We start from the raw sequence: 22,847 nt of genomic DNA, 5'->3' as shown, positions 1-22,847 counted from the left end.
GTTATCTCCTGTTATTAAACAAATAATTTTTTTGCTTGGAAAGTGCATTTGTTAGGTAATTTGAAGTAAGTCCAACAAATACACCTGTAAATATACTCAAAAACACCAAAATTGGCAAATAAACCAAAATTCTAAGATTGTTCAACATAACTGCACACACCAATACTTGCGATAGGTTATGGATAAAAGCTCCAAACAAGCTAACACCAATCAACGAAAAATATTTTCTCAAATATTTGTTGACCAAATACATCACAACAAGTGAACTTACAGCTCCTGCCAACGAATAGAAAAAGCTTATAACCGCCCCTGTAATTAGCATTAATAAAAATGATTTTAGGATTCCTATTACAAGAGAATCTCTAAATCCAAAAACAATTAAACATGTCAATATTACAATGTTGCTGAGCCCAAGTTTTGCTCCAGGCATTACGATTGGAAGTGGAATCATTGACTCAATCAAGCTTACAACCAATGCAACTGCCGTTAAAATAGGAATATGTAATCTTTTCATCAATAATTCACCACATCAATATCATCTTTGTTTTGCTTGTTAGCCTTAATTTCTACAACTAATTTGTTCGGCAAACAAACAATAACATCCCCTGGTTTATCTATCTTTCCTTTTAGCATACACAACTTGTCCGGACAATCGGATTCAGTAATTGCAACACTGTATCCATTTATATGAACAACGTTGTGACCGTATTTATTATCAATTTTATAATCATAATGATCGATTGGAAGTGTAATTTGTTTGATTTCTTTTCCATTCACTTGAATTGAAACGTATTTATCTTGTGCATTTACGTTATTATAATTTAAAATCACAAATAAAACAGCCGAAAAACACAACAAAAATCCAATCAAAATTTTATCGTATTTAGTCATAAAATTCTCCTTTAAACTACCTTATAGTTTATCATTTTATCGTGTATCTTTTCAAGATTAAACGAAAATGAAAATTCATTTGCAAATAAAAAAGAACCTCGAAACTTTAAATGTTTCGAAGTTCTTCAATTTAAACTATTTATGATTTTAAATCAGATTATATTTTAATGAGTTTTTCCACCAGTAACTTTGATGTCTTCATCATTGTCTATTACAGCTTCAATTGCTTTTTCCAACGCTTTTGCAATTGTATCCAAATTCATTGAAGCAGTGTGTGGTTTATTTAAAACTTGTTCCGGCAAAAATGGAATGTGAATAAATCCAGTTCTCATGTTTGGATATTCAGTAGCTCTTAAATGAGCCATTCCATATGCAACGTGGTTACAGATGAATGTTCCTGCAGTGTTTGATACAGATGCTGGAATGTTTGCTGATTTTATGTTTTCAACCATTGCTTTTATTGGTAGAGTCAACAAATATGCATCAGGACCATCTTCGGCGATTTTTTCATCGATTGGTTGGTTTCCTTCGTTATCTTTAATTCTACAATCATCAACATTGATTGCAACTCTTTCTACAGTGATGTCTTCACGTCCACCAGCTTGTCCGACTGATATTACAACATCTGGTTTAACTTCTGCGATTTTTTCTTTTAATTTGTCTACACTTTTCCCAATAACTGTAGGAATTTCTATTTTGATTATTTCATTTCCTTTAATTGTATCAGGCAATAACTTAACTGATTCAATGGCAGGGTTGATTTTTTCTCCACCAAATGGATCAAAACCTGAAACTAAAATTTTCATAAATTACCTCCTAAAATGCTAATATCATTAATAATACAACATGAACAACTACAAGAGCTAAAGCGACTGGAAGTTGCGCCTTAATAACTCCGTTTTTATCTTTCATCTCTAAGATTGCAGCAGGAACTATGTTGAAGTTTGCTGCCATTGGTGTAATTAAAGTACCGCAGTATCCAGCAGTCATACCAAGTGATGCTACAACAGCAGGATTTGCTCCTTTTGCCATCAAAAGTGGAACACCAATTCCTAGAGTAATAACAGTAAATGCAGCGAATGCATTACCCATTATCATCGTAAATACAACCATTCCAACAATATATGCAACAGCAGCTGCAAATACTCCTGCATCTCCTACAATTCCAGCAGCCAAGCTACCTATTAGCTTACCTACCCCTGCAGATGCAAATATAACTCCCAAACCACCTAATAATTGTGGTAGTAATGATGAAGATCCAACTTGCATCAACATTTTAGTAGTGTCCTCAGCTGTTTCTTTTGCTTTTGGTTTTGCGATTATTATCGCAATAATTAAAGCCAATAATGATGAAATAGTAAGAACTTGTGCAGCTGACAATGAGAATATTCCATCAGTGTTTTTCAATGGAATCTTAAAAGATTTCAATTGCGATAATAACATCGCACTAATTCCCATTACTAAAGCTGGAATAAAAATCTTGCCTCCAACTTTTTCAGCATTTTTCATTCTCTCTTCTTCAGTTAATTCCTTAAATTCTGCTGGTTTGATTTGATTTGCAATTGATAATACTCCCAATAATAAAAGTATAACACCTACAATTATTCCACCGGATTCTACATTTCTAACCAAGAATCCTCCCCCAGCAAATAATACTCCCAATAATATCCAGAAAAGCATTGTACCTATCTTTGCTTCCTTGTTGAATCTTGCACGGATACCAGTCATTATGCAGATAATTCCACATAAGATGTATGCTATCTCATCAAGAACAACCTGATTATCTACAAAAAAATCAAACATTTTTTATATCCTTTCTAAGTTTCATTTCAAAAACAGCACATTGTATAAGTGCAATAATCAACATACTAACCCCTGCAAATATAGACCATTTTGCTATTTCTGCAGTTTCCAATGGAAATCCTGCATCTTTTAATGTAGTTTGCATCAAAAGTACACCAGATGCCAATGGAAATATATTTTGTCCGTAGAAGTTTCCGTAGTTTTCAACAGCAGCAGCTAAACCCTTTAACTCATCAAGTCTTACTTCTGTCAAATCAACTTTTTTTCTTGCAGCACCTTCTGCCATTGGTAAAATCAATGGACGTATAAATTGAACGTGTCCACCAAGTCTTAAAGAAAACGCAGCAGCTATCCATCTAATGAACAAGTAAATCCACAAAACAGAACCTGCACTAGCCATTTTGAACTTGGAAATAAAATCTCTAGCTTTTTCCTTAAGTCCGTGTCGTTCCATAATCGCGATAACAGGGAATGAAATCAAGAACAAACTCATCAGTCTATTATTTACAAATCCTTCTCCCATAATTTTCAAAGTGCCTGTTAATCCAAGACCTCCTGCAAGACCTGTAGCAAGACCTGCCAAGAGAACTATTCCCAAAACATCTAGTTTTAGTGCGAATCCAACGACAATAATTAATATTCCTATGAAAACTAAATATTCTCCCATACTTTGCTCCTTAATTTTTATTAGCCAAATAGATTTTAGCTTCTTAGAATTATACCCGATACTTTTTCATTTTAAACTTTTTATCAAATTTTATTTTTAATTTTATTGTTGCATTGTTTTTATTCGTTAAATTTATGATAATTAATCTCAAAAAAAACAGACCGTAAACTTTACGGTCTGTAAAATATTAAGCTTCTTTAGCAGGAGCTTCTTGAGCTTTTGCTTTAGCTTGTTCTTCTTTTATTTTAAGTCCTGGATAAATAGCTTTTGTAGGACATTTGTCTACTGCTTTTTGAACTTGTTCAGGATCCAATCCTTCAGCGTTATTGAAGTGTGCTAAGTTATCTTCAACGCTGAATCCATCTGGACACATTTTAGCACAAATTCCGCAAGAAATACATCCAACTTTACAGTATTGTCTTACATCTTTACCTTTATCGTGACTGTTACATCTTACATAAACGTCTTGATCGTAGTCAACAAGTTTAATAATATTTCTAGGACAGATTTCAATACATTTTTTACAAGATGTACATTTTTCTTTATTTACTAATGCAATGCCATTTACAATGTGAATTGCATCGAAGTCACACACATCTACACAAGTTCCGCAACCCAAACATCCGTCTGGACAAGTTTTGCTTCCACCTTGAAGATTGTGGTTAACTCTACAATCCATAATACCTTTGTATTTGAATTTTTCAGTAGCGTATTCTGGTGTTCCTTGGCACATTACACAAGCAACTTGCTTTGCAGAATCCACTGCATCAGCTCCCATAAATGCTGCTAATTTGTCGGCAGTTTCTTTTCCACCAACTGGACATGAATTACAAGGTGCTCCTTTGTTTACGATAGCATCTGCAAGTCCGTCACATCCTGGAAATCCACATGCACCACAGTTTGCGCCAGGTAACATTTCTCTTACTTTAAGTACTCTTCTATCAACTTGAACTTCGAATTTTTTAGATGCATAGCCCAAAAGCAATGCAAATAAAATTCCTAGTGCTCCTAAGATTATAAATGGAGTTAAAATTGTCATTTATTACCTCCTATACCAATCCGCCGAATCCGAAGAATGTCATCGCCATTAATCCAATAGTAATAAATGCGATTGGTACACCTTTAAAACTTTCAGGAATATTTTTATTCAATGCGATTCTTTCTCTGATTGCAGCTAATAAAGTTATCGCTAAAATGAAACCTAGTGAAGCACCAATAGCACTTGCTAATGTTTCAATTAAGTTGTATTTTTCTTTTACGTTTGCTAATGCAACACCCAATACTATACAGTTTGTAGTTATAAGAGGCAAGAACACACCAAGTGCTGAGTACAAGTTTGGACTCATTTTCTTCAATGCCATTTCTACGAATTGTACCAATGTTGCAATAACCAGTATGAACACTATTGTTTGTAAGTATTCAATGTGAAATCTTTCAAGTATTTGGATTTGTAGAACATAAGTTACGACAGACGCTATTGTGATAACGAAGAATACTGCCATACCCATACCAATAGCTGTTTCTGTTTTAGAAGAAACACCTATTAATGGACAAAGCCCTAAGAATTGACCAAATACGTAGTTGTTTACTAATAAATAAAGAACTATTATTTTAAATATACTCGCTAACATTAGTCTTCACCTCTCATATTGTTCTTCTTTCTTTCTTGTTTTGATAAGAAATAATTGTAAGTAGCTAACAATATTCCAAGTACCATGAATGCTCCTGGAGCTGCTGACATGATACCAATTGGAGGAATATTTCCTATTACAAGTTTTCCTAAGATTTTACCAGAACCTAATAACTCTCTGATGAATGCAACCAATACGATTACAACACCATATCCCAAACCATTTGAGATACCATCTAACAATGATAAGAATACACCATTTTTAGATGCGAAAGATTCGGCTCTAGCTAAGATTATACAGTTTACTACGATTAGAGGAACGAATGCTCCCAAAGAACTGTATAGTGCTGGAACAAATGCTTGAAGCATCATTGAAACTAATGTTACGAATGTTGCGATTACAACGATATATGCCGGAATTCTAACTTTATCCGGAATAAAATTTCTAAGTAATGATATTACTATGTTTGAACAAATCAAAACGAATGTGAACGCCGCAGCCATACCAATTGCGTTTTCTACTGATGTTGATACACCAAGTACAGAACACAAACCTACCAATTGGATTAAAACTGGGTTGTTCTTAATAATGCTGCTTTTGAAAACTTTAGCCGCTTTACCTTTTTCCATAATTTCCCTCCTATTTTAATCCCGCATTAGCTTTTTGAGATACGTTCAATGCGTTTTTGGCTGCTGTAGTGGAGTATGTTGCACCACTTAGAGCTTGAATTTCGTTGTCAGCTTCAGGTTTTTTAACAGCTGATAATTCTTTTTCCATAGATTTTCCAATAACTGAATTTACGAATTCAGGATCTCCAATTCTACTTCCGATTCCTGGAGTTTCTTGTGATTCAAGAATTGAATATCCAACGATTTTGTTTTTATTGTCTACACCAACTACGAAAACAACATTTCCTGAATATCCACCAGCTCCAATTGCTTTGTATACATGACCTACAGGTTTTCCACCTTTGATAGCTTCTTGTACGTCATCTAAGTTTTCGTCTTTTGCTTTTAAATCTTTAATTTTTGCTTCATCAAGTGGTTTAAAAGATTCCGCTTCAGGAAAAGCTACTTTTAAAGATTTTTGATAATTTTCTAATCTCTTAGCTTCTATTATTGGTTCAGTAACTTGGTTTGCAAATGCAAGTACTACCGCACTAATTGCTGTGATTATAAACAATCTAATAGCTAAATTTATTGAACTTCTCATATTCCTTGTTTACCTCCTCTACCAATTGGTGTTGGAACTGTATATTGATCGATAAATGGTACTGCACAGTTCATGAAGATTATCGCATAAGATACACCTTCTGGAAGGTTACCAAATTGTCTTATGATAGCTGTAAAGAAACCACAACCAATTGCAAATATAATTTGTCCTTTTGGAGTAACTGGACTAGTTGAATAATCTGTAGCCATGTAGAATGCTCCCAAGATTAAACCACCAATAAATATGTTCATACAAGCGTCTTGAATTCCTACGCCGCAAATAAGTAATGTAACAAATGTTGTTGCGATATAAACTAATGGAATTCTAAGATTGATTACTCTTCTGTATAATAGATAAGCTACACCGATAAGTAATGCTATTGCACTTACTTCCCCGATTGTACCACCCATGTGTCCTATGATGGCATTCATAAAACCAACTGGTTGACCACCTGATAAAACTGTCGCATAACTTTCAGCGTCCACTGCTTTTTGTGTTAGTGGAGCAGTGTAGTTACTCATTGCTTGTGCCCAACTTGCCATCAAGAAAGCACGTCCTGCTAATGCAGGGTTCATGAAGTTTGAACCAATTCCTCCAAATAATTGTTTTACAATTATGATTGAAAATACCGATCCTATAACAATCATTGGAATTGGCAAAGTAACTGGAACGTTGTAAGCCAAAAGCATACCTGTTACAACAGCTGATAAATCGCTAATTGTAGAAGGTTGTTTCATTATTTTTTGATAACAATATTCTGATAATACACAAGCTATAACTGCTGATAATACCAAAACTAAACTTCTCATTCCGAATTCGTAAACACTCACTATCAAAGCAGGAATTAAAGCGATGATAACATCAAGCATAATTCTTTGAATAGATACTGCACTTCTTTGATGAGGAGCAGCTTCTACGATTAAATGAGATAAGTCGTATTCTTTTTGTATAATTTCTTTATTTTCCATAGACTATCCCCTTTTCCTTTGTTGTGCTTTTAATTGAGTCTTTGCGTGTACAATTGCTTCAACTAATGGTCTGTTAGATGGACAAACATAGCTGCAAGTACCACATTCTATACAATCATTCAAATGTATTTTTTCTGCTCCTTCAAAATCACCATTCAATGATTTTAATTGCAAGAACAATGGCAACAAGCCGATTGGACATACATCCACACACTTAGCACATTTAATGCAAGGTTCTGGAGCAGCAAGTGTTGCATCTTTTTCATTCATGCAAATTATTCCGCCTGTAGTTTTAACAGTTGGAGCATCCAAATTGTATTGGCAAGCACCCATCATAGGACCACCAACGATAATCTTAAATGGAGTTTCCTTGAAACCGTCACAATAATCTACTAAATCCTTGAATTTAGTACCTACTGGAACGTAAATGTTTTTAGGTTCTTTAATAGCTGAACCTGTCATAGTTACAATTCTGTGAGTCAAAGGAATACTGTGAACTACAGCATCGTAAATAGCCATAGCACTTGAAATATTAAGTCCTTGAACTCCTCTTTCGTTCGATCTTTGAGCTTTTGAAATTTTCTTACCAGTAATTGAGTTGATAAGTCTTCTTTCATCCCCTTGTGGATATTTAGTTTTAACAGAGCAAATTGAAATATTTTTTTCATCCTTAGCGGCATTTTTCAATATTCCAATAGCCTTTTGTTTGTTATCCTCAACTCCTATGTATCCTTTATCGCAATCCATTAATTTCATGATAATTTTCAATCCACCAATTGCTTTTTGAGGATATAATTCCATATTAAGTTGGTCACTAGTTAAATAAGGTTCACATTCAGCCCCGTTCAAGATTACTTCCTCGATTTTTACATCAGGTTTTTTCTTCATCTTAATGTGAGTAGGGAATCCTGCTCCACCCAAACCTACTATACCAGCTTCTTTTATTCTTTCTAGGATAACTTCTTTTGATAATTGTGTAAAATCATCATTTGTTTCAGTGTATCCTAATTCGTTTAAACCGTCTGATTCGATTACTACGACTTCACCTTTTTGACCATTTGATAATACCATTTGCTCAATCTTAACAACCTTTCCACTAACTGAACTGTGAACAGGTGCTGAGATAGTCGCTTTAGATTCACCAATTTTTTGACCAACTTTAACCTCATCTCCTACTTTTACAATAGGTGTACAAGGCGCACCAATATGTTGATGCAATGGGATATAAACCATTTTTGGTTCAAAATTTGTATCTAAAGGACAATTTTGAGTATAGGATTTATGATCATCCATGTGAAATCCGCCTTTAAAAGTCAGATTTTCTAAACTCATTTTTTCACCCCTTTAATAAAATAAAAATGGTGCAGAGAAAGAGACTTGAACTCTTACGGGATTGCTCCCACTGCCCCCTCAAGACAGCGTGTCTACCATTCCACCACCCCTGCATGGTAAAGACCTAATTATTAGGTCTTTTAATATTTGTTAATAATATTTTTAATCAATTTAATGTAGTTTTTGCACCAAACTTTAAAATTTTTGTGCATATTTTCTTCCAGTTTTGTATCTTCATAAAAAATCTTGTAAATATTGTACTGATTTTCAACTTTTACAACGTAATATTTAGTCTCAGAAGATGGAATATCGTCTAAAGTTTGACCATCTTTGGAAAATGATTCATTCGCCAACCATTCTTTTACATTGCCAATTCCACCATTGTAAGCTGCAATAGCCAAATCGTGGTTTTTGAAATGATGCAACAAATAGGACAAATAAGCAGTTCCCATTTCGATGTTCTTATCAGGTTTTTTCAAATCTTCAACAGTGAAATGTGTGTTTCTCATATTGTTAATACTTTCTGCAGTATCAGGCATAAGTTGCATTAACCCCAACGCTCCAGCCTTTGATTTAACACTTGGATCAAAGTTAGATTCTACTTTAATAACACTCATAACCAAAAGCGGATCGACGTTGTATTCTTTTGCGTATGTATTAACCAAATCGACATATTTTACCGGTCTTGTCATAGTTGAATAAGCACTCACGCCAAATCCAACTAAAAACACAATCACAAAAATCGAAATAATCGTGATTAAAAATCTTTTAATAAATCTCATAATTTTTTCCTATCTATAAGTTTGTCAACTTTGAGTATTAAATCAGCTTCTGTCGTATTATTTGTAATAACCTCGTCAAATTCACAACAACTTTTTTCATAATCTAATTGCGAATTAACCCTCTTCAAAGCTGTATCGTAATCAAAGTTATTTCTTTTGATTACTCTTTGTATTCTGATATCTTTATCAGATACAACGACCCAATCTTCGTCGACATCAATGTATTTGTCAATCAAATCCTTGCTTTCCAAATACATAGAGATTTCCAGAAAAATCAAATCAGACTTTTCTTTCTTAATTCTTTTTACTACTCTTAATATTATATCAGTATGTGTTAATTCTTCAAGCTTTTTTAGTAATGTTTTTGAACTAAATAAAAGCTTGGAAAGTTTTTTTCTGTCGATATTAGAATTTTCGTCTAAAATTCCTTTTCCAAACTCATCCACAAGCTTATAATAAAGGTCTGTGCCTTGTTCATAGATTTGGTGAGTAATCTCATCCAAATCTATTACAACAAAGCCTTTTTCTCTTAATCTTCTACAAACCGTGCTTTTCCCACTGGCTATATTTCCAGCAACAACGATTATCCTCTTATTTTGCATCATACCAATTATCTGCACTGTTAACATCAATCTTCATGTCGACTTTCAGATCAACAGCATGTGTCATGACATCCTTCATTATTTCTAGGACTTTTTCTCTTTCATCTTCTGGACAATCCACGATAAGCTCATCGTGAACTTGCAAGATTAACTTGGCTTTTAGATTTTCTTCATTCAATCTATTGTAGAATTTCACCATAGCAACTTTAATTATATCCGCTGCAGAGCCTTGAATTGGCGTGTTAAGTGCCACACGTTCTCCAAAGCTTCTCACGTTGTAGTTTTTGGATTTTAATTCAGGGATGTATCTTCTTCTTTTCATTATAGTTTCAACGTAGCCTTTTTCCTTACCAATTGCAACTATATCTTCCATGTATTGCTTGATGCCTTTGTACGTGTTCAAATAATTTTCGATATATTCCTTGGCTTCTTTTCTAGTTATGTGCAAATCTTTACTCAAAGAATAATCTCCAATTCCGTAAACAATACCGAAGTTTACAGCCTTTGCGTTGGATCTTTGAAGTGATGTTACCTTGTCAAAATCAACCTTGAACACTTCGCTGGCAGTTTTTCTGTGAATGTCTGCACCATGCTTGAATGCATCAAGCATAACTTCGTCATTTGCCAAATCAGCTAACACTCTAAGCTCAATTTGGGAATAATCCGCATCCAACAGTACACTTCCTTTGCTTGGAACAAATGCTTTTCTGATAAGTCTTCCTTCTTCAGTTCTGATAGGAATGTTTTGCAAATTAGGGTTAGTAGAGCTAATTCTTCCAGTTTGCGCTATAGTTTGTTGGAATGTAGTGTGGATTTTGCCGTCTTCTTTAATTAAATCAACCATTCCATCGATATACGTCGTTTTGAGTTTCGCAATAGTTCTGTATCTTAAAATGTAGTCGATGATTTCGTGTCTACCACTTAAAGCCTCCAAAACTTCTTGGTCTGTCGATGGACCAGTTTTGTTCTTTTTTATTACAGGAAGTTCTAAATCTTCAAACAACACTTCTGCCAATTGCTTTGATGAGTTGATGTTGATTTTCTTGCCGATAAGTTCCTCAACACTGTCTTCGATTGATTTTATCTCATCTTCGAAAAGTTCTCCCATCTCAACCAAAGTTTCTTTTTCTACACAAACTCCCGTAAATTCCATGTCACACAACACTTTTATCAAAGGAATTTCAACATCTCTGTAAAGATGCATCATATCCTCTTCTTCGATTTCAGAAATCTTTTCGTACAATTTATTTGTGAACATCATGTATTTTACTACGTAATTGTCGATTTCTTTGTCATCTGATTCCAAAATAGTCTTCTTGGACCTGCCTTTACCTGTAATATCTTCAAGCGGCTTGAAATCATAACCGATAATTTTAGGATCAGACCTTTCCATACTATAACTTGTCTTGGAAGGATCAAGCAGGTATTCTATTATGACAACATCGTCATAATTGTACGAAATGTCGATGCCATAACGCATCAAATGATAAATACATGGTTTGATATCAAATGAAAGCTTGTTGATGTCTTTTGATTCAAATTCTTCCCTAAATGATTTTACAATGTCTACGTTTCTTGTGATGTACACCTTATCAGTGTAAATTGCAAAAATCACAGGCTCATTGTCTACGTAATAATCATCATTGAACAATGCAAAAGTAAACTTTTTGTTTTCTTTAATATAAGCTTTAATTGCATCTACATTTTCATCCAAATTTTCGAATTCGTATTTTTCGCTAGATTCTTCGTTTGGAAGTTTTTTGATAAAACTGTTGAACTCTAACTTTGTAAGAACTTCTATTAAATGATTTTTGTCAGCTTCTTTTATATTACAATCGTCAATTTCAAAACCAATCAAATCCTTAGGAACATCTGTATTGATCGTTCCTAGCTCTCTACTCAAATAAGCGATTTTTTCTCCATCAATGACTTTTTGTTTTGTTTTCTTGCCGGAAATTTCATCGACATTTTCGTACAATCCTTCAATGCTACCGTATTTTTGAATGTATTTGAGTGCAGTCTTTTCACCCACGCCATCAATTCCAGGAATATTGTCAGATTTATCCCCCATCAAGCCTTTCAAGTCAATCATTTGCTTAGGAGTAAGTCCGTATTCTTCTTTTAGTGTATCGACATCGTAGATTTTTGTTTCAGTAATCCCTCTTTTTGTAAGAACTACCTTAGTGTTGTCATCTATAAGTTGAAGATAATCCTTATCTCCAGTCAATAAATACACATCGTAGTTTTTTGATGAAGCTTGTTTTGCCAAAGTTCCAGCGATGTCGTCTGCTTCATATCCTTTTAAATCAATGTATGAAACTCCCATCGCTTTTAGCAATTCTTTAAGCATATCGAATTGAACGATAAGTTCTTCTGGAGTTTCTTGACGGTTACCCTTGTATTCAGAATATTTTTCGTGTCTGAAAGTTGGTTCTTTTCTATCAAAACACACAACCACAAGCTCTGGATTTAGTTTATCCATAACTGAATAATACATATTCATAAAACCAAATACACCATTAGTGTGTACTCCGTCTTTTGTGGTTAAATCTCTGATAGCGTAAAACCCTCTGAATAAAAGCGATGACCCGTCAATAATTAAAGCTTTTTTTGACATTTTATAATCCCTTGTTTTCTTTTTCGAAAGCCATTATCTTGTCAACTCTTCTTTGGTGACGACCAGCTTCGAATTCATTTTCCAAGAAAGTTTTAATAATTAACTTGGCAACTTCATCTCCAATTACACGCGCGCCGATGCAAAGTACATTTGCGTTGTTGTGATTTCTACTCATTTTCGCACTGTATACATCAGACACACAAGCTGCTCTTATTCCTTCGAATTTGTTCGCTGCCAAGCTCATACCAATTCCCGTTCCACAAATCAAAATCCCTAAATCAGAATTTCCTTGTTGGATTTCTTCGCAAACTTTCTTTGCATAATCTGGATAATCTACTGAATCAGCTGAATTTGTTCCCAAATCCATAACTTCATTTCCTAAACTTTTTATATATTCAACCATTGAATCTTTTAATTCAAATCCACCGTGATCGGCTGCTATTGCTATTTTCATAAAAACCTCCAAATATTTTATTAATTACATTTTATAATATGTTTATGTATTTATCAATTATTTGAAGAATTACACATTTTATGATAAAATATAGTTACAAAAATATGGGGATGTCTTGGTTTCGACAGGGATATTGAAGTTTGAATAGCGAGTCGTTTTCGTCTACAAACGTAAAAAAAGGACAACTAAATATAAACGCTGAAGATAATAACTTCGCATTAGCTGCCTAATAACGGCGGCCGATTCAAAAACTAGAAAATCGTCCTGCGTTTTCTTTTTGAATCTCAACTAATTAGCAGGAACATCTCGTATATTTTCCTCTGGTATATGAGATTATTTAAGAGGATATATCGATCATAGTTTTGTCAATTAAATTTTGATCGACGAATAAAACTTAATTGACTGCACTCGGAGAAGTTCTTAGGGATATATTTTTGGACAGGAGTTCGAATCTCCTCATCTCCACCATATATTATAAAATTAGCTCATTTCAACTCAAAACGTTGATAAATGAGCTTTTTTATTTTTTTAACATCAGTAATTTTATCTAAATATCTCAAGTTTTTTCAAAATTTTTCGGTAAAACTTTCGGTAAGAATTTTTCCTCACCGATTTTATACAGTTTCTTGCATATTCAAGTCTGATTTTGAATATAAAAAAAGAGAGTCGCTAAACTCTCTATTTCTAAAATTTAATACCAAAATTCTATTATTTCAATTCATTAATAATTACCGTTGAGTTGTCCCCTGCAAACACGTTGTGTTTCAAATTAGTTTGCGTATCGATGTATTCGATGCATTTGTCATCGTAAGTAAAATCGAATTTTCCTGATTTCTTGAAAATTTCTTTTCCTTCTGCGTTGTAAATTATAATCTCTCTTTTGATTCCACCGCTGTACTCACTTTTTACATTTTTCTTAAATCTTTGAAATCCTGCTGATTTGAACGCCAACGCACTACAAGATGCCAAGAATATAAGTACAACTACCAAAATAATCCATATTTTTTTCTTCACATTTTTCGTTTTATTTTCTTCTGACATTTTATTCCCCTTTTTGATTTCCCAAATTTTTATGAAACGCTTTTCAAATTCTCAAACTACGTTTTAAAATATCGTTGTTATTTATCGCACTAAAATACTTTAACACTATACGTTTTATTCGTTAAATATTTCGTTTTTTATTTGACTAAACGATTGCCATATTGATATAATATTATTATAGCAGAAACGGATAAGTTTTTGTACAAATTACAAAAGGAGTGATTTATTATGGCAAATGGAGTACTTCATATTCCAGGTTTTATTCACTTTGGAGAAGGAGCTTTTTCAAAATTAAGTGAATTAAAAGGTAAGAAAGCAATCATAGTCACAGGCGGTAATTCTATGAAGAAAAACGGTTTCGTAGACAGAGCTTGTGAAGAATTGAAAAAAGCAAAAATGGAAGTGTGTGTTTTCGATGGCGTAGAAGAAAATCCATCAGTTACAACTGTTGAAGCAGGCGCTAAGAAAATGCAAGAATTCCAACCAGATTGGATCGTAGCATTAGGTGGCGGTTCTGCAATGGACGCTGCAAAATGTATGTGGGCTTTTTATGAACATCCTGAATTAAAATTTGAAGATATAATCGAACCAGGATCTCTTCCAGAACTTCGTAAAAAAGCAAAATTCGTTGGTATCCCATCAACTTCAGGTACCGCAAGTGAAATCACAGCATTCTCAGTAATCACTGATACAGAAAAACACATCAAATACCCATTGGTATCTGATCATATCGTTCCAGACATCGCTATAGTAGATCCAGTTTTGCCATCTAAAATGCCAAAATCTGTTACAGCAAACACAGGAATGGACGTTGTAGCACACGCAACAGAAGCATTAGTTTCCAACATCGCTAACGATTATACTGATGCACTTGCAATTCACGCATTGAAATTGGTATTCGAATATTTGCCAAAAGCTTGCGAAAACCCTGACGATATGGAAGCTCGTGAAAAAATGCATAACGCATCTACAATGGCAGGTATTGCATTCACATCTGCTTCACTTGGTTTAGTTCACTCATTAGCACACAAAATCGGTGGAGAATTTGGAATAACTCACGGACTTGCTAACGCAATTCTACTTCCATACATCACACAATTTAACAGAAAAGCAACTGACAAAGTTGAATGGATTGAAAAAGAATTAAACGTTGAAGATTACCCAATCGCTGTTAGAGAATTAGCTAAGAAAGTTGGCATTCCACCAACATTGAAAGAAGTTGAAGAAAAATTCGGATTTAACAAAGAAAAATTTGACGAAGTATTAGATGAAATGAGTAAGAACGCTTATGAAGATCCATGTACTTTGACAAATCCTCGTGAATCAAATCCAGAAATCGTTAAAATGATATTTACTCACGCTTACAACGGCGAAGATATAACAGAATAAATTTAATAGCAAAATAATTTATCTAAAAAAATGAACTGACCTCAAAAGTTGGACCTAAAAACTAACTTAAGGAGGTCAGTTTTTTAATGGCAAAATATAGAACAGAATTTAAAGTAAAAGTAGCAAAAGAATATTTAAAATTTATCATATCATATAAATATTTATCAGAAAAATATTGTATACCTGATAAAGGTTTAATAATAAGATGGGTAAATGACTTTAGAGAAAAAGGCATAGAAGGACTAAAACTCAAAAAGAGAGGAAAACCTCCAAAAATGCTAAAGCCAACAAAAATATCAAAAGATATCAAAAAATATTCATCATAAAACTTAACTAATTTAGAAAATAATTCATTAACATAGTCACAATTAAAATAAAAAATAAAGAAATTAGAAGAAAAAAACTATTGGCTTCAATTAGAAAATGATGCAATAAAAAGAAGATAGAATTGTCTCAAATGACAGACAATTACTGAAACAATCGAGATTTTAAGAAATAAATACAAATTAAAAGACTTGTTAAAATACTTCAATCTTCCAAAATCAACATATATGTATTGGCAAAAACGCATAAATAGACCAAATAAAGATATGGAAATAGAAAACAAAATACTCAAAATTAGAAAAGAAAATCCAAACTATGGATACAGAAGAATAACTGCTATGTTAAAAAGATTAGGACTAAAAATAAACAAAAAGAAAGTACAAAGATTAGTTCAAAATCTAAAAATTCAAGTAAAAAGTTTTTCAAGAAAACCAAGAAAATACTCATCCTACAAAGGACAAGTAGGGAAAGTAGCAGACAACAAAATAAAAAGAAACTTTAAAGTAGAAAAACCATATACACAAATAACAACTGACACAACAGAATTTAAGTATTTTGAAAAAGATAAATCAGGTACCTACCAAATAAAGAAACTTTATCTAAATCCATATTTAGATATGTACAACAGTGAAATACTAAGCTATGAAATATCGAAACAACCAACTCTAGAACCAATCCTAAAAGCCTTAAACAAGGCCATAGAAATAACTAACAAAACAAAAGAAAAAAGAATATTTCACTCAGATCAAGGCTGGGCATACCAAATAGATCAATACACATCAAAACTAGAATCTAACGGTATCACTCAATCCATGTCAAGAAAAGGAAATTGCTTAGATAACTCTCCAATGGAAAACTTCTTTGGAATATTAAAACAAGAAATATACTACGGAAATAAATTCTATTCATACGAACACTTAAAACAAACAATAGAAGATTTCATAAAATATTACAATGAAGAAAGGATAAAAGAAAAACTAAGATATTTATCACCAGTAGAATATAGAAAGAAAAATGTAGCATAAAAATTTCTACCCCTATGGGTAGAATAGGACAAAAAAAAACCAGAGACAAATATTTTTAAATGTCTCTGGTACAAAGTCCAACTTTTTGGGGTCACCTTAATCTCCAAGGCTCTTTTAATTATTCTTTTTCTATTTTAATAATACTACATTTCTCTACTCTTGTTCTATCAACTTTACTATTTGTTTTTCTTAAAGAAATAAAATGCTGTAGATACTAGCAAGACTGAATACAATCTCTTATATAACAAGCTATCTTCTACCGATATCAAATTAGATAAAACATAAAAAACTAAAAAAAGATAAATTTTTCTTAATATTTCTTCACGTTTCATACTATAGTAATATAAAAAATGATATGATTTTTTTGTTCATTTTATATACCTCCGATATAGATTTTATCAGTATTAGAACTTCATGTCAATTGCTTTTAGTGCATTCCTATGGATTTTAAAGTAGAATATAGAAAGAAAAATGTAGCATAAAAATTTCTACCCTATGGGTAGAATAGGACAAAAAAAACCAGAGACAAATATTTTTAAATGTCTCTGGTACAAAGTCCAACTTTTTGGGGTCACCTTAATTAATCGCGCAATTTTTAATTTAAAAAACTATTCAATTGTTTTCTATATCGCTCCAAGTGTTATTAGAAATACTTCGATATAAAGCAATGCGATATATGATTTTTGAAATTTTATCCTTGAAGCAAATCCCACAATACAAAATATCGACCACATTTTTAAAACATTAACTGTAACCGCAGGATCACTTGCTTGTAGCACAACCTTTATGCTAAGAAATATACTTACCAATAATATTGAGAATTTAAGTACATCTCCAAGTCGAAATAGCGAATCTTTTAATTTGGTGCGGTTATTAAATATTAGCTTCCCGTCTATTACTACTGCTTTTCCTGAAAAATAATCGTGCAAATCTCCAATAAAATAAATCAAAAAATTAATAATTAGAGAAATACAAACTCCCACATTCAGACTGTTTAACACTAAGTTTGTGTTTTGTGGCCATAATATATTCAAAGCCACACTAATCACAGAAATAATCAATAATATACTGATAAATGCTACAGATTTTTTAATGGAAACTGCTTGGAGAGCATTTTGCTTTTTTAAAATGGATTCTAACTCCGTATCCTCCTCAGAATTATTTGCAAATACAACATACACATTATTTTCATAAATGATCTGAGAATTAGTTTTCATGATTTGTATTTTTTCATCTATATTTTTATCCAAGCGCTTACGTAAGACACAATAAGATTGTGGGGCTTTGTTTTCATCATAGCGAAACTTCAGTATATCCAAAAAACTTCCCACTGCACCACAAAAACTATAGCCTTTTATTGATTGTTCTTCCAAATATTTAGTCAATGCTGGTGTTTCATAAAATTGATAGTTGTTATAAGTGTTTTTAGTTCCCATATCATTACCCTCTTTTAGTTTACATTGTAACTGGTACTAATTTCCCGTCTTCTAATTTTAAAACACAGTCGCTCATTTCAATAGCTTTACTTGTCAAATGATGTGTGATTGCTATTACTGTCAAATCTTTTTTCGAAAGTATGCATTCTTCAACAATATCTACACTGTGTTTATCCAATGAGGATGTCGATTCGTCTAATAAAATACAGTCGAAGTCTTCATTTAGTAGTCTTGCAATGGCTATTCGTTGTTTCTCTCCACCTGAGATAGACTTGTCTTCGCTGGAGATTACAGTGTCAATTCCTTTTGGTTTGGAATTAATCATAGTATTTAATCCCAATTGTTCAATGATTGTTTTATCTACAGGTCTGTTGTCATACAAGGATATGTTGTCTTTGATGCTTGCTGTGAATATTCCAGTGTCTTGTGTTGCAAATCCGATTTTCGAATAATATGTGCTATCTGTAATATTCAAAATATTTTTATTGTTAATCTGAACTACTCCTTCGGTTGCTATTTCTTGTTTTTGCAAAATCTTGAATATAGTTGATTTACCCGTTCCACTTTCTCCAATAATAATGTATTTCTTTCCTTTTTCAAATGTAAAATCCAAATTTTTCAAAACGTATTTGTCACTTGTTGGATATTTGAATGAAATATTGTTTAATTTTAAATTATTAAATTCAAATTCATCTTCTACTTCAACAGGTTTTTCTTCTGAGATGAAATTCATAATTTTGTTTTGGACTGGCTTTGATGATTTGAAACTTGTCATTATATCTGTGAAATTCAACAAAGGTCCTGTCACATAAGCCATCAATTGACTAGATTCTATTACTTGACCAATGGTTATTCTGTCTTTAAATACTAGCCAAATTCCGACCAACATACAACCCAAATACATTGCCAATGAACTAGCAAATGATAAAACGTAAATAGTTTTACTCAAAGTTTCCTTGGTATTTGATGCGTTACGATATTCAATGGATTTATCTTGGTTAATTTTTTGAAAAATAATTTCTCTTTTGAAAAACTTAATCAAATTGAAATTGTTCACGAATTCTTGCAAACTAGACGTGTATTCATTTCTTATATTTATAAGTTCTTCTTGTCTTTTTTCGATTAATTTTTCGAAAATAAATGGGACTGCTAATTGCACCACGGAAAATATTATTATTGTAATTGCCATTATTATGTCGATTTTGACAAGCAACACTAAGGATATTACGAAATTGAGAATTTCATGATATGAAGACACCATATTCTTAAAATAATCCATCTTCAAGTCTTCCAAATCATTCAAAAACATTGATATATAATATCCACTATTTTGTTTGGATATTTTGATTAAAGATTCGTCTGTTATACTGTTGAACAAATCATTTCTAACATTATATATACAATTATTCGTAAGCTCTACTGTGCTTTTTCGATATAGCAAATCGGAAATACTTGCAAAAATTATGTACAACACAGAAATTAGAATTAATCTGGGCAAAAGTTGTTCTTCTCCATTAGTTCCTGCATCTGTTATAATTCTTAAAAGCCACGCCAAGCCAATATCAAATCCAACGGCAATAGGCGCTGTAAGAAGAGTTAGGTAGAATAATTTTTTATTTTGCGTAATGTACTTGAACATTTTCATCATTCCTTTAAATTAAATATATCACTTGTTTTATGTTTATGCAATCCTTTTTTTTATTATTCAACATGATTTTATTTCGCACATTTTTTCTAAATTTATGATATAATTATTTTGAGGTGAATACTATGGAAAAACATATTAAAACTTTAACACCTAACACTTTGAAAGAATCAGCTTGCAAAGGTGGTTGTGGTGAATGCCAAACATCTTGCCAATCAGCTTGCAAAACTTCTTGCACAGTTGCTAACCAAGAATGTGAAAACGAAAATAGATAATCTTGTTTACATAATGATTGAAGACTTTTAAGTAAACAATCAGATATGCGATTATTAAATTAATGCCACTCTTTTGAGTGGTTTTCGTTTTTTATTGACTTAATTCATAATTTTCTATAAAATAGTACGGTAGCTGAAAGGAGAATTATATGATACATAAATACAAAATGAATGGCCACAACATTGTTTTAGATGTAAACGGTGGAAGTGTCCATGTTTTTGACGACATAAGTTACGATGTACTTGATTATTACAAAGATTTAAGTGCAGATGAAATAGTAGAAAAATTAGCTCAATATCCTGAAGAATCTGTCAGAGATTCTATCAAGGAAATCGGAGAATTGGAAAAAGCGAATATGCTTTTTTCATCAGATGATTATCTTCACATTGAAGATTTCAAAAAGAGAGAACCTGTTTTAAAGGCAATGTGCCTTCACGTTGTTCACGATTGTAATTTGAAGTGCGAATATTGTTTTGCTTCACAAGGTGATTTCGGTGGACACAAAGCTTATATGACTGAAGAAGTCGGCAAGAAAGCTTTGAAATATTTGGTTGACCATAGCGGTTCAAGAAAATTCTTGGAAGTGGATTTCTTCGGTGGAGAACCTTTAATGGATTTCGAGCTTGTGAAGAAATTAGTGAAATACGGCAACGAAATAGCCGAGGAAAAAGGTAAGAAATTCAGATTTACGATAACTACTAATGGTGTTTTATTGGACGATGACAAGATAGATTTTATCAACGAAAATATGCACAACGTTGTTCTTAGTCTTGACGGCAGAAAATCTGTCAACGATAATATGAGAAAAACTTTGAATGATAAGGGCTCTTACGATTTAATCGTTCCTAAATTCCAAAAGCTTATTAAAGGAAGAAAAGGAAAATATTATTATGTTAGAGGAACATTCACTAAGAAGAATTTGGATTTTTCAGAAGATGTAAAACATTTCAAGGATTTAGGATTTGAATTGTCAAGTATTGAACCTGTTGTAGACAGCGATTATGATGATTACGCTATTACTAAGGAAGATTTGGACACTGTTTTAGAAGAATACGAAAAGTTGGCAGTGGATTATGCAAAGGATCAAGTTAATGGTTCTAACTTCAAGTTCTTCCATTTTATGGTGGATTTGACTCAAGGTCCTTGTGTTATTAAAAGAATGCAAGGTTGTGGAGCTGGCTGCGAATACGTTGCAGTTACTCCAGAAGGAGACATCTATCCTTGTCACCAATTTGTCGGCAATGAAAAATTCAAAATGGGCAATATTTTAGATGAAAATCTAACTTTACCAGAAGATATGCGTGAAGAATTTTTGAATTGTCATGTATTTACAAAAGAAGATTGCAAAAATTGTTGGTGCAAATTCTACTGTTCTGGTGGTTGCCATGCAAATGCGTACAATTTTAATAACGATATTTACAAGCCATACGAATTGGGATGCGCAATGCAAAAGAAACGTACTGAATGTGCAATTATGGTAGAAGTGGAGAAAATGTTGAATGCGTAATTTGTATGATAATCTTATAAATAGAAAAGAAAAAGTAAGCTTTCATATGCCTGGCCATAAGGGCAAGATGTTGGAAGGAATGAAAGATTTTCTCGAAAATATTTTGAAGATTGATGTAACGGAATTATCTGATACAGATGATTTGTACCATGCAAATAGTATTATAGCTGAGGGCAGGAATAATCTTGCCCTTTTTTCGCATGCAAAAAAATCAATGTTTCTTGTCAATGGTTCAACCTCTGGAATAGTCGCAAGTATAATGAGCGTATTAGATGAAAACGACAAAATTTTGGTAGAGAAAAATTGCCACAAATCCGTAATCAACGGCGTACGACTTGCTCGTGGAGAATCTGTGGAGATTGACTGTGATGGAGTGTGTGAACAAGAAGTTTTGATAGAAAATTTGAAAAAAGATTCATCTATCAAAGCAGTTCTTATAACACGCCCTAATTATTATGGGATTTATCAGCCAATCGAAAAACTTGTAACTTATTGTCACGAAAATAATATCAAGATAATCGTTGACGAAGCACACGGAACGCATTTTGCATTGGAATGTTTTGACAAAAATGCAATGCAGCTAGGTTGTGATATTTCTATTAATTCGTATCACAAAACGATGCCTGCATTCACACAAACTGCTGCGATTAATTTTAACTGTGAAGATGAATTGATAGATAAAACTATGAGTAATCTACAAATGATTATGACATCTTCCCCATCATATATTTTCATGACATCTGTGGAATATGCCATCAATTATTGTACTAAAAATGAGAGCAAATACGCTGAATTAAAAGAAATAATAGATTGGTTTTATAGTGAGATTGAAGGCTTAGATTTCATAAGAAAAGCTCCTATTCAAAAAAATTGCAATAGAGATTTTACAAGAATTGTCCTTGAATGCGACAATCCAAGTGATGTGAATGAGCATTTGATAAAAAACGGAATTTATATTGAAATGATAGACGACAAAAATCTCGTATTGATTTCAACGATTGCAGATGAGAAAAAAGATTTTGAAATTTTGCTGGAAGCTTTTCGTTCATATGAAAAATCAGACTCTACGAAAATTTATAAAACATACGATTATTTACTGAACAAAAAGATTACCAATGATATCGTGATTTATCCACCCGGAAAGATTTTCGCTAAGAAAAATTCCACAATTAATCAAGAACAAATCGATGAGCTGAATGATTTATCATCAAAGGGCGTAAATATTTTATTAAAATAGCTTGACTT

At 32.6% G+C, this 22,847-nt stretch carries 24 protein-coding genes, 1 tRNA gene and 1 other RNA gene; 7 read left to right on the top strand and 19 right to left on the bottom strand.

The features are described 5' to 3' along the window. Window position 1: 1 nt before the first annotated feature. The 16 genes from ACLUJM_RS05055 to rpiB all read right to left on the bottom strand — a co-directional run bounded on the left by ACLUJM_RS05055 (window position 2) and on the right by rpiB (window position 12,959). Entirely contained in the window at window positions 2–514 is a 513-nt protein-coding gene (locus ACLUJM_RS05055) for a Gx transporter family protein (RefSeq protein ID WP_002838819.1), read from the bottom strand. Then, window positions 514–891: a NusG domain II-containing protein gene (locus ACLUJM_RS05050; protein ID WP_412412354.1), complete on the bottom strand. Its 378-nt coding sequence runs from the start codon at window positions 889–891 to the stop codon at window positions 514–516. Before ACLUJM_RS05050 ends, ACLUJM_RS05055 begins: the two co-directional genes overlap by 1 nt. Window positions 892–1,055: 164 nt before the next feature. Beyond that, window positions 1,056–1,697: a pyroglutamyl-peptidase I gene (gene pcp, locus ACLUJM_RS05045; RefSeq protein WP_412412353.1), complete on the bottom strand. Its 642-nt coding sequence runs from the start codon at window positions 1,695–1,697 to the stop codon at window positions 1,056–1,058. Between the two features lie 10 nt (window positions 1,698–1,707). Next, the gene (locus tag ACLUJM_RS05040; protein ID WP_316525103.1) at window positions 1,708–2,694 is read right to left on the bottom strand and encodes a 5-oxoproline transporter, DUF979 family subunit; all 987 of its coding nucleotides are present in this window, start codon (window positions 2,692–2,694) and stop codon (window positions 1,708–1,710) included. Next, window positions 2,687–3,361 carry a DUF969 domain-containing protein gene (locus ACLUJM_RS05035; RefSeq protein ID WP_412412352.1) on the bottom strand — a complete coding sequence of 225 codons (675 nt, stop codon included), beginning with the start codon at window positions 3,359–3,361 and terminating at the stop codon, window positions 2,687–2,689. Before ACLUJM_RS05035 ends, ACLUJM_RS05040 begins: the two co-directional genes overlap by 8 nt. Before the next feature lie 187 nt (window positions 3,362–3,548). Then, window positions 3,549–4,400 (bottom strand): RnfABCDGE type electron transport complex subunit B, encoded by an 852-nt coding sequence (locus ACLUJM_RS05030; RefSeq protein WP_412412351.1) that lies wholly within the window; start codon window positions 4,398–4,400, stop codon window positions 3,549–3,551. Window positions 4,401–4,410: 10 nt separating this feature from the next. Then, entirely contained in the window at window positions 4,411–4,992 is a 582-nt protein-coding gene (locus ACLUJM_RS05025; protein ID WP_094203293.1) for an electron transport complex protein RnfA, read from the bottom strand. Beyond that, window positions 4,992–5,621: an electron transport complex subunit RsxE gene (gene rsxE, locus ACLUJM_RS05020; protein WP_094203292.1), complete on the bottom strand. Its 630-nt coding sequence runs from the start codon at window positions 5,619–5,621 to the stop codon at window positions 4,992–4,994. The genes ACLUJM_RS05025 and rsxE overlap by 1 nt, the downstream gene beginning before the upstream one ends. Window positions 5,622–5,631: 10 nt before the next feature. Then, window positions 5,632–6,204 carry an FMN-binding protein gene (locus tag ACLUJM_RS05015; protein ID WP_294684812.1) on the bottom strand — a complete coding sequence of 191 codons (573 nt, stop codon included), beginning with the start codon at window positions 6,202–6,204 and terminating at the stop codon, window positions 5,632–5,634. Continuing rightward, window positions 6,201–7,172 carry an RnfABCDGE type electron transport complex subunit D gene (locus tag ACLUJM_RS05010; RefSeq protein ID WP_060790134.1) on the bottom strand — a complete coding sequence of 324 codons (972 nt, stop codon included), beginning with the start codon at window positions 7,170–7,172 and terminating at the stop codon, window positions 6,201–6,203. Before ACLUJM_RS05010 ends, ACLUJM_RS05015 begins: the two co-directional genes overlap by 4 nt. Window positions 7,173–7,175: 3 nt before the next feature. Beyond that, window positions 7,176–8,504 carry an electron transport complex subunit RsxC gene (rsxC, locus tag ACLUJM_RS05005; protein ID WP_294684813.1) on the bottom strand — a complete coding sequence of 443 codons (1,329 nt, stop codon included), beginning with the start codon at window positions 8,502–8,504 and terminating at the stop codon, window positions 7,176–7,178. 27 nt (window positions 8,505–8,531) lie between these two features. Further along, window positions 8,532–8,617, bottom strand: a tRNA-Leu gene (locus ACLUJM_RS05000). Between the two features lie 27 nt (window positions 8,618–8,644). Continuing rightward, complete coding sequence (locus tag ACLUJM_RS04995; protein ID WP_294684814.1) at window positions 8,645–9,286, bottom strand: lytic transglycosylase domain-containing protein; 642 nt, start codon at window positions 9,284–9,286, stop codon at window positions 8,645–8,647. Next, window positions 9,283–9,891, bottom strand: coding sequence for a dephospho-CoA kinase (gene coaE, locus ACLUJM_RS04990; RefSeq protein ID WP_412412350.1), 609 nt, complete (start codon window positions 9,889–9,891; stop codon window positions 9,283–9,285). Before coaE ends, ACLUJM_RS04995 begins: the two co-directional genes overlap by 4 nt. Then, window positions 9,878–12,505: a DNA polymerase I gene (polA, locus tag ACLUJM_RS04985; RefSeq protein WP_412412349.1), complete on the bottom strand. Its 2,628-nt coding sequence runs from the start codon at window positions 12,503–12,505 to the stop codon at window positions 9,878–9,880. The genes coaE and polA overlap by 14 nt, the downstream gene beginning before the upstream one ends. Before the next feature lies 1 nt (window position 12,506). Further along, a complete protein-coding gene (gene rpiB / locus ACLUJM_RS04980) occupies window positions 12,507–12,959 on the bottom strand; it encodes a ribose 5-phosphate isomerase B (protein WP_094224391.1) in 453 nt (150 codons plus the stop codon). Window positions 12,960–13,065: 106 nt separating this feature from the next. Here rpiB and ssrA point away from each other — a divergent pair. Further along, window positions 13,066–13,427, top strand: a transfer-messenger RNA (tmRNA) gene (ssrA, locus tag ACLUJM_RS04975). Between the two features lie 240 nt (window positions 13,428–13,667). Here the strand turns inward: ssrA and ACLUJM_RS04970 are convergent. Further along, complete coding sequence (locus tag ACLUJM_RS04970; RefSeq protein ID WP_294684817.1) at window positions 13,668–14,000, bottom strand: hypothetical protein; 333 nt, start codon at window positions 13,998–14,000, stop codon at window positions 13,668–13,670. 228 nt (window positions 14,001–14,228) lie between these two features. Between ACLUJM_RS04970 and ACLUJM_RS04965 the strand changes: the two genes are divergently transcribed. From ACLUJM_RS04965 to ACLUJM_RS04955, 3 genes are all read left to right on the top strand, one after another. Beyond that, complete coding sequence (locus tag ACLUJM_RS04965) at window positions 14,229–15,389, top strand: iron-containing alcohol dehydrogenase (RefSeq protein WP_412412348.1); 1,161 nt, start codon at window positions 14,229–14,231, stop codon at window positions 15,387–15,389. A gap of 86 nt (window positions 15,390–15,475) precedes the next feature. Then, window positions 15,476–15,715, top strand: a complete 240-nt coding sequence (locus tag ACLUJM_RS04960) for a helix-turn-helix domain-containing protein (protein ID WP_094208299.1) — start codon at window positions 15,476–15,478, stop codon at window positions 15,713–15,715. Window positions 15,716–15,856: 141 nt separating this feature from the next. Further along, the gene (locus ACLUJM_RS04955) at window positions 15,857–16,738 is read left to right on the top strand and encodes an IS3 family transposase (RefSeq protein WP_412412375.1); all 882 of its coding nucleotides are present in this window, start codon (window positions 15,857–15,859) and stop codon (window positions 16,736–16,738) included. Between the two features lie 623 nt (window positions 16,739–17,361). On the opposite strand, the gene ACLUJM_RS04950 is transcribed toward ACLUJM_RS04955, so the two are convergent. After that, a complete protein-coding gene (locus ACLUJM_RS04950) occupies window positions 17,362–18,174 on the bottom strand; it encodes a hypothetical protein (RefSeq protein WP_002835212.1) in 813 nt (270 codons plus the stop codon). Window positions 18,175–18,193: 19 nt separating this feature from the next. Continuing rightward, on the bottom strand, window positions 18,194–19,813 hold the full coding sequence (locus ACLUJM_RS04945) for an ATP-binding cassette domain-containing protein (RefSeq protein ID WP_412412347.1): 1,620 nt from the start codon (window positions 19,811–19,813) through the stop codon (window positions 18,194–18,196). A gap of 131 nt (window positions 19,814–19,944) precedes the next feature. Here ACLUJM_RS04945 and scfA point away from each other — a divergent pair, with 131 nt between their 5' ends. The 3 genes from scfA to ACLUJM_RS04930 all read left to right on the top strand — a co-directional run bounded on the left by scfA (window position 19,945) and on the right by ACLUJM_RS04930 (window position 22,839). Next, entirely contained in the window at window positions 19,945–20,094 is a 150-nt protein-coding gene (scfA, locus tag ACLUJM_RS04940) for a six-cysteine ranthipeptide SCIFF (protein WP_002835215.1), read from the top strand. A 149-nt stretch (window positions 20,095–20,243) separates the two neighbouring features. Further along, window positions 20,244–21,602: a thioether cross-link-forming SCIFF peptide maturase gene (scfB, locus tag ACLUJM_RS04935; protein ID WP_094225024.1), complete on the top strand. Its 1,359-nt coding sequence runs from the start codon at window positions 20,244–20,246 to the stop codon at window positions 21,600–21,602. Beyond that, complete coding sequence (locus ACLUJM_RS04930) at window positions 21,595–22,839, top strand: aminotransferase class V-fold PLP-dependent enzyme (RefSeq protein ID WP_412412346.1); 1,245 nt, start codon at window positions 21,595–21,597, stop codon at window positions 22,837–22,839. The genes scfB and ACLUJM_RS04930 overlap by 8 nt, the downstream gene beginning before the upstream one ends. The last annotated feature ends 8 nt before the right edge of the window (window positions 22,840–22,847 follow it).

It is taken from the genome of Finegoldia sp., from assembly GCF_046991905.1.
In the GTDB taxonomy this organism is placed as follows: Bacteria; Bacillota; Clostridia; order Tissierellales; family Peptoniphilaceae; genus Finegoldia.
Note: the sequence above shows the minus strand (reverse complement) of the source record. Positions and strands in the feature narration are given on the sequence as shown.

Coding starts and splice junctions, on each gene's coding strand:
- ACLUJM_RS05055 (WP_002838819.1), bottom strand. CDS start 514: ATGAAAAGATTACATATTCCTATTTTAACGGCAGTTGCATTGGTTGTA.
- ACLUJM_RS05050 (WP_412412354.1), bottom strand. CDS start 891: ATGACTAAATACGATAAAATTTTGATTGGATTTTTGTTGTGTTTTTCG.
- pcp (WP_412412353.1), bottom strand. CDS start 1,697: ATGAAAATTTTAGTTTCAGGTTTTGATCCATTTGGTGGAGAAAAAATC.
- ACLUJM_RS05040 (WP_316525103.1), bottom strand. CDS start 2,694: ATGTTTGATTTTTTTGTAGATAATCAGGTTGTTCTTGATGAGATAGCA.
- ACLUJM_RS05035 (WP_412412352.1), bottom strand. CDS start 3,361: ATGGGAGAATATTTAGTTTTCATAGGAATATTAATTATTGTCGTTGGA.
- ACLUJM_RS05030 (WP_412412351.1), bottom strand. CDS start 4,400: ATGACAATTTTAACTCCATTTATAATCTTAGGAGCACTAGGAATTTTA.
- ACLUJM_RS05025 (WP_094203293.1), bottom strand. CDS start 4,992: ATGTTAGCGAGTATATTTAAAATAATAGTTCTTTATTTATTAGTAAAC.
- rsxE (WP_094203292.1), bottom strand. CDS start 5,621: ATGGAAAAAGGTAAAGCGGCTAAAGTTTTCAAAAGCAGCATTATTAAG.
- ACLUJM_RS05015 (WP_294684812.1), bottom strand. CDS start 6,204: ATGAGAAGTTCAATAAATTTAGCTATTAGATTGTTTATAATCACAGCA.
- ACLUJM_RS05010 (WP_060790134.1), bottom strand. CDS start 7,172: ATGGAAAATAAAGAAATTATACAAAAAGAATACGACTTATCTCATTTA.
- rsxC (WP_294684813.1), bottom strand. CDS start 8,504: ATGAGTTTAGAAAATCTGACTTTTAAAGGCGGATTTCACATGGATGAT.
- ACLUJM_RS04995 (WP_294684814.1), bottom strand. CDS start 9,286: ATGAGATTTATTAAAAGATTTTTAATCACGATTATTTCGATTTTTGTG.
- coaE (WP_412412350.1), bottom strand. CDS start 9,891: ATGATGCAAAATAAGAGGATAATCGTTGTTGCTGGAAATATAGCCAGT.
- polA (WP_412412349.1), bottom strand. CDS start 12,505: ATGTCAAAAAAAGCTTTAATTATTGACGGGTCATCGCTTTTATTCAGA.
- rpiB (WP_094224391.1), bottom strand. CDS start 12,959: ATGAAAATAGCAATAGCAGCCGATCACGGTGGATTTGAATTAAAAGAT.
- ACLUJM_RS04970 (WP_294684817.1), bottom strand. CDS start 14,000: ATGTCAGAAGAAAATAAAACGAAAAATGTGAAGAAAAAAATATGGATT.
- ACLUJM_RS04965 (WP_412412348.1), top strand. CDS start 14,229: ATGGCAAATGGAGTACTTCATATTCCAGGTTTTATTCACTTTGGAGAA.
- ACLUJM_RS04960 (WP_094208299.1), top strand. CDS start 15,476: ATGGCAAAATATAGAACAGAATTTAAAGTAAAAGTAGCAAAAGAATAT.
- ACLUJM_RS04950 (WP_002835212.1), bottom strand. CDS start 18,174: ATGGGAACTAAAAACACTTATAACAACTATCAATTTTATGAAACACCA.
- ACLUJM_RS04945 (WP_412412347.1), bottom strand. CDS start 19,813: ATGTTCAAGTACATTACGCAAAATAAAAAATTATTCTACCTAACTCTT.
- scfA (WP_002835215.1), top strand. CDS start 19,945: ATGGAAAAACATATTAAAACTTTAACACCTAACACTTTGAAAGAATCA.
- scfB (WP_094225024.1), top strand. CDS start 20,244: ATGATACATAAATACAAAATGAATGGCCACAACATTGTTTTAGATGTA.
- ACLUJM_RS04930 (WP_412412346.1), top strand. CDS start 21,595: ATGCGTAATTTGTATGATAATCTTATAAATAGAAAAGAAAAAGTAAGC.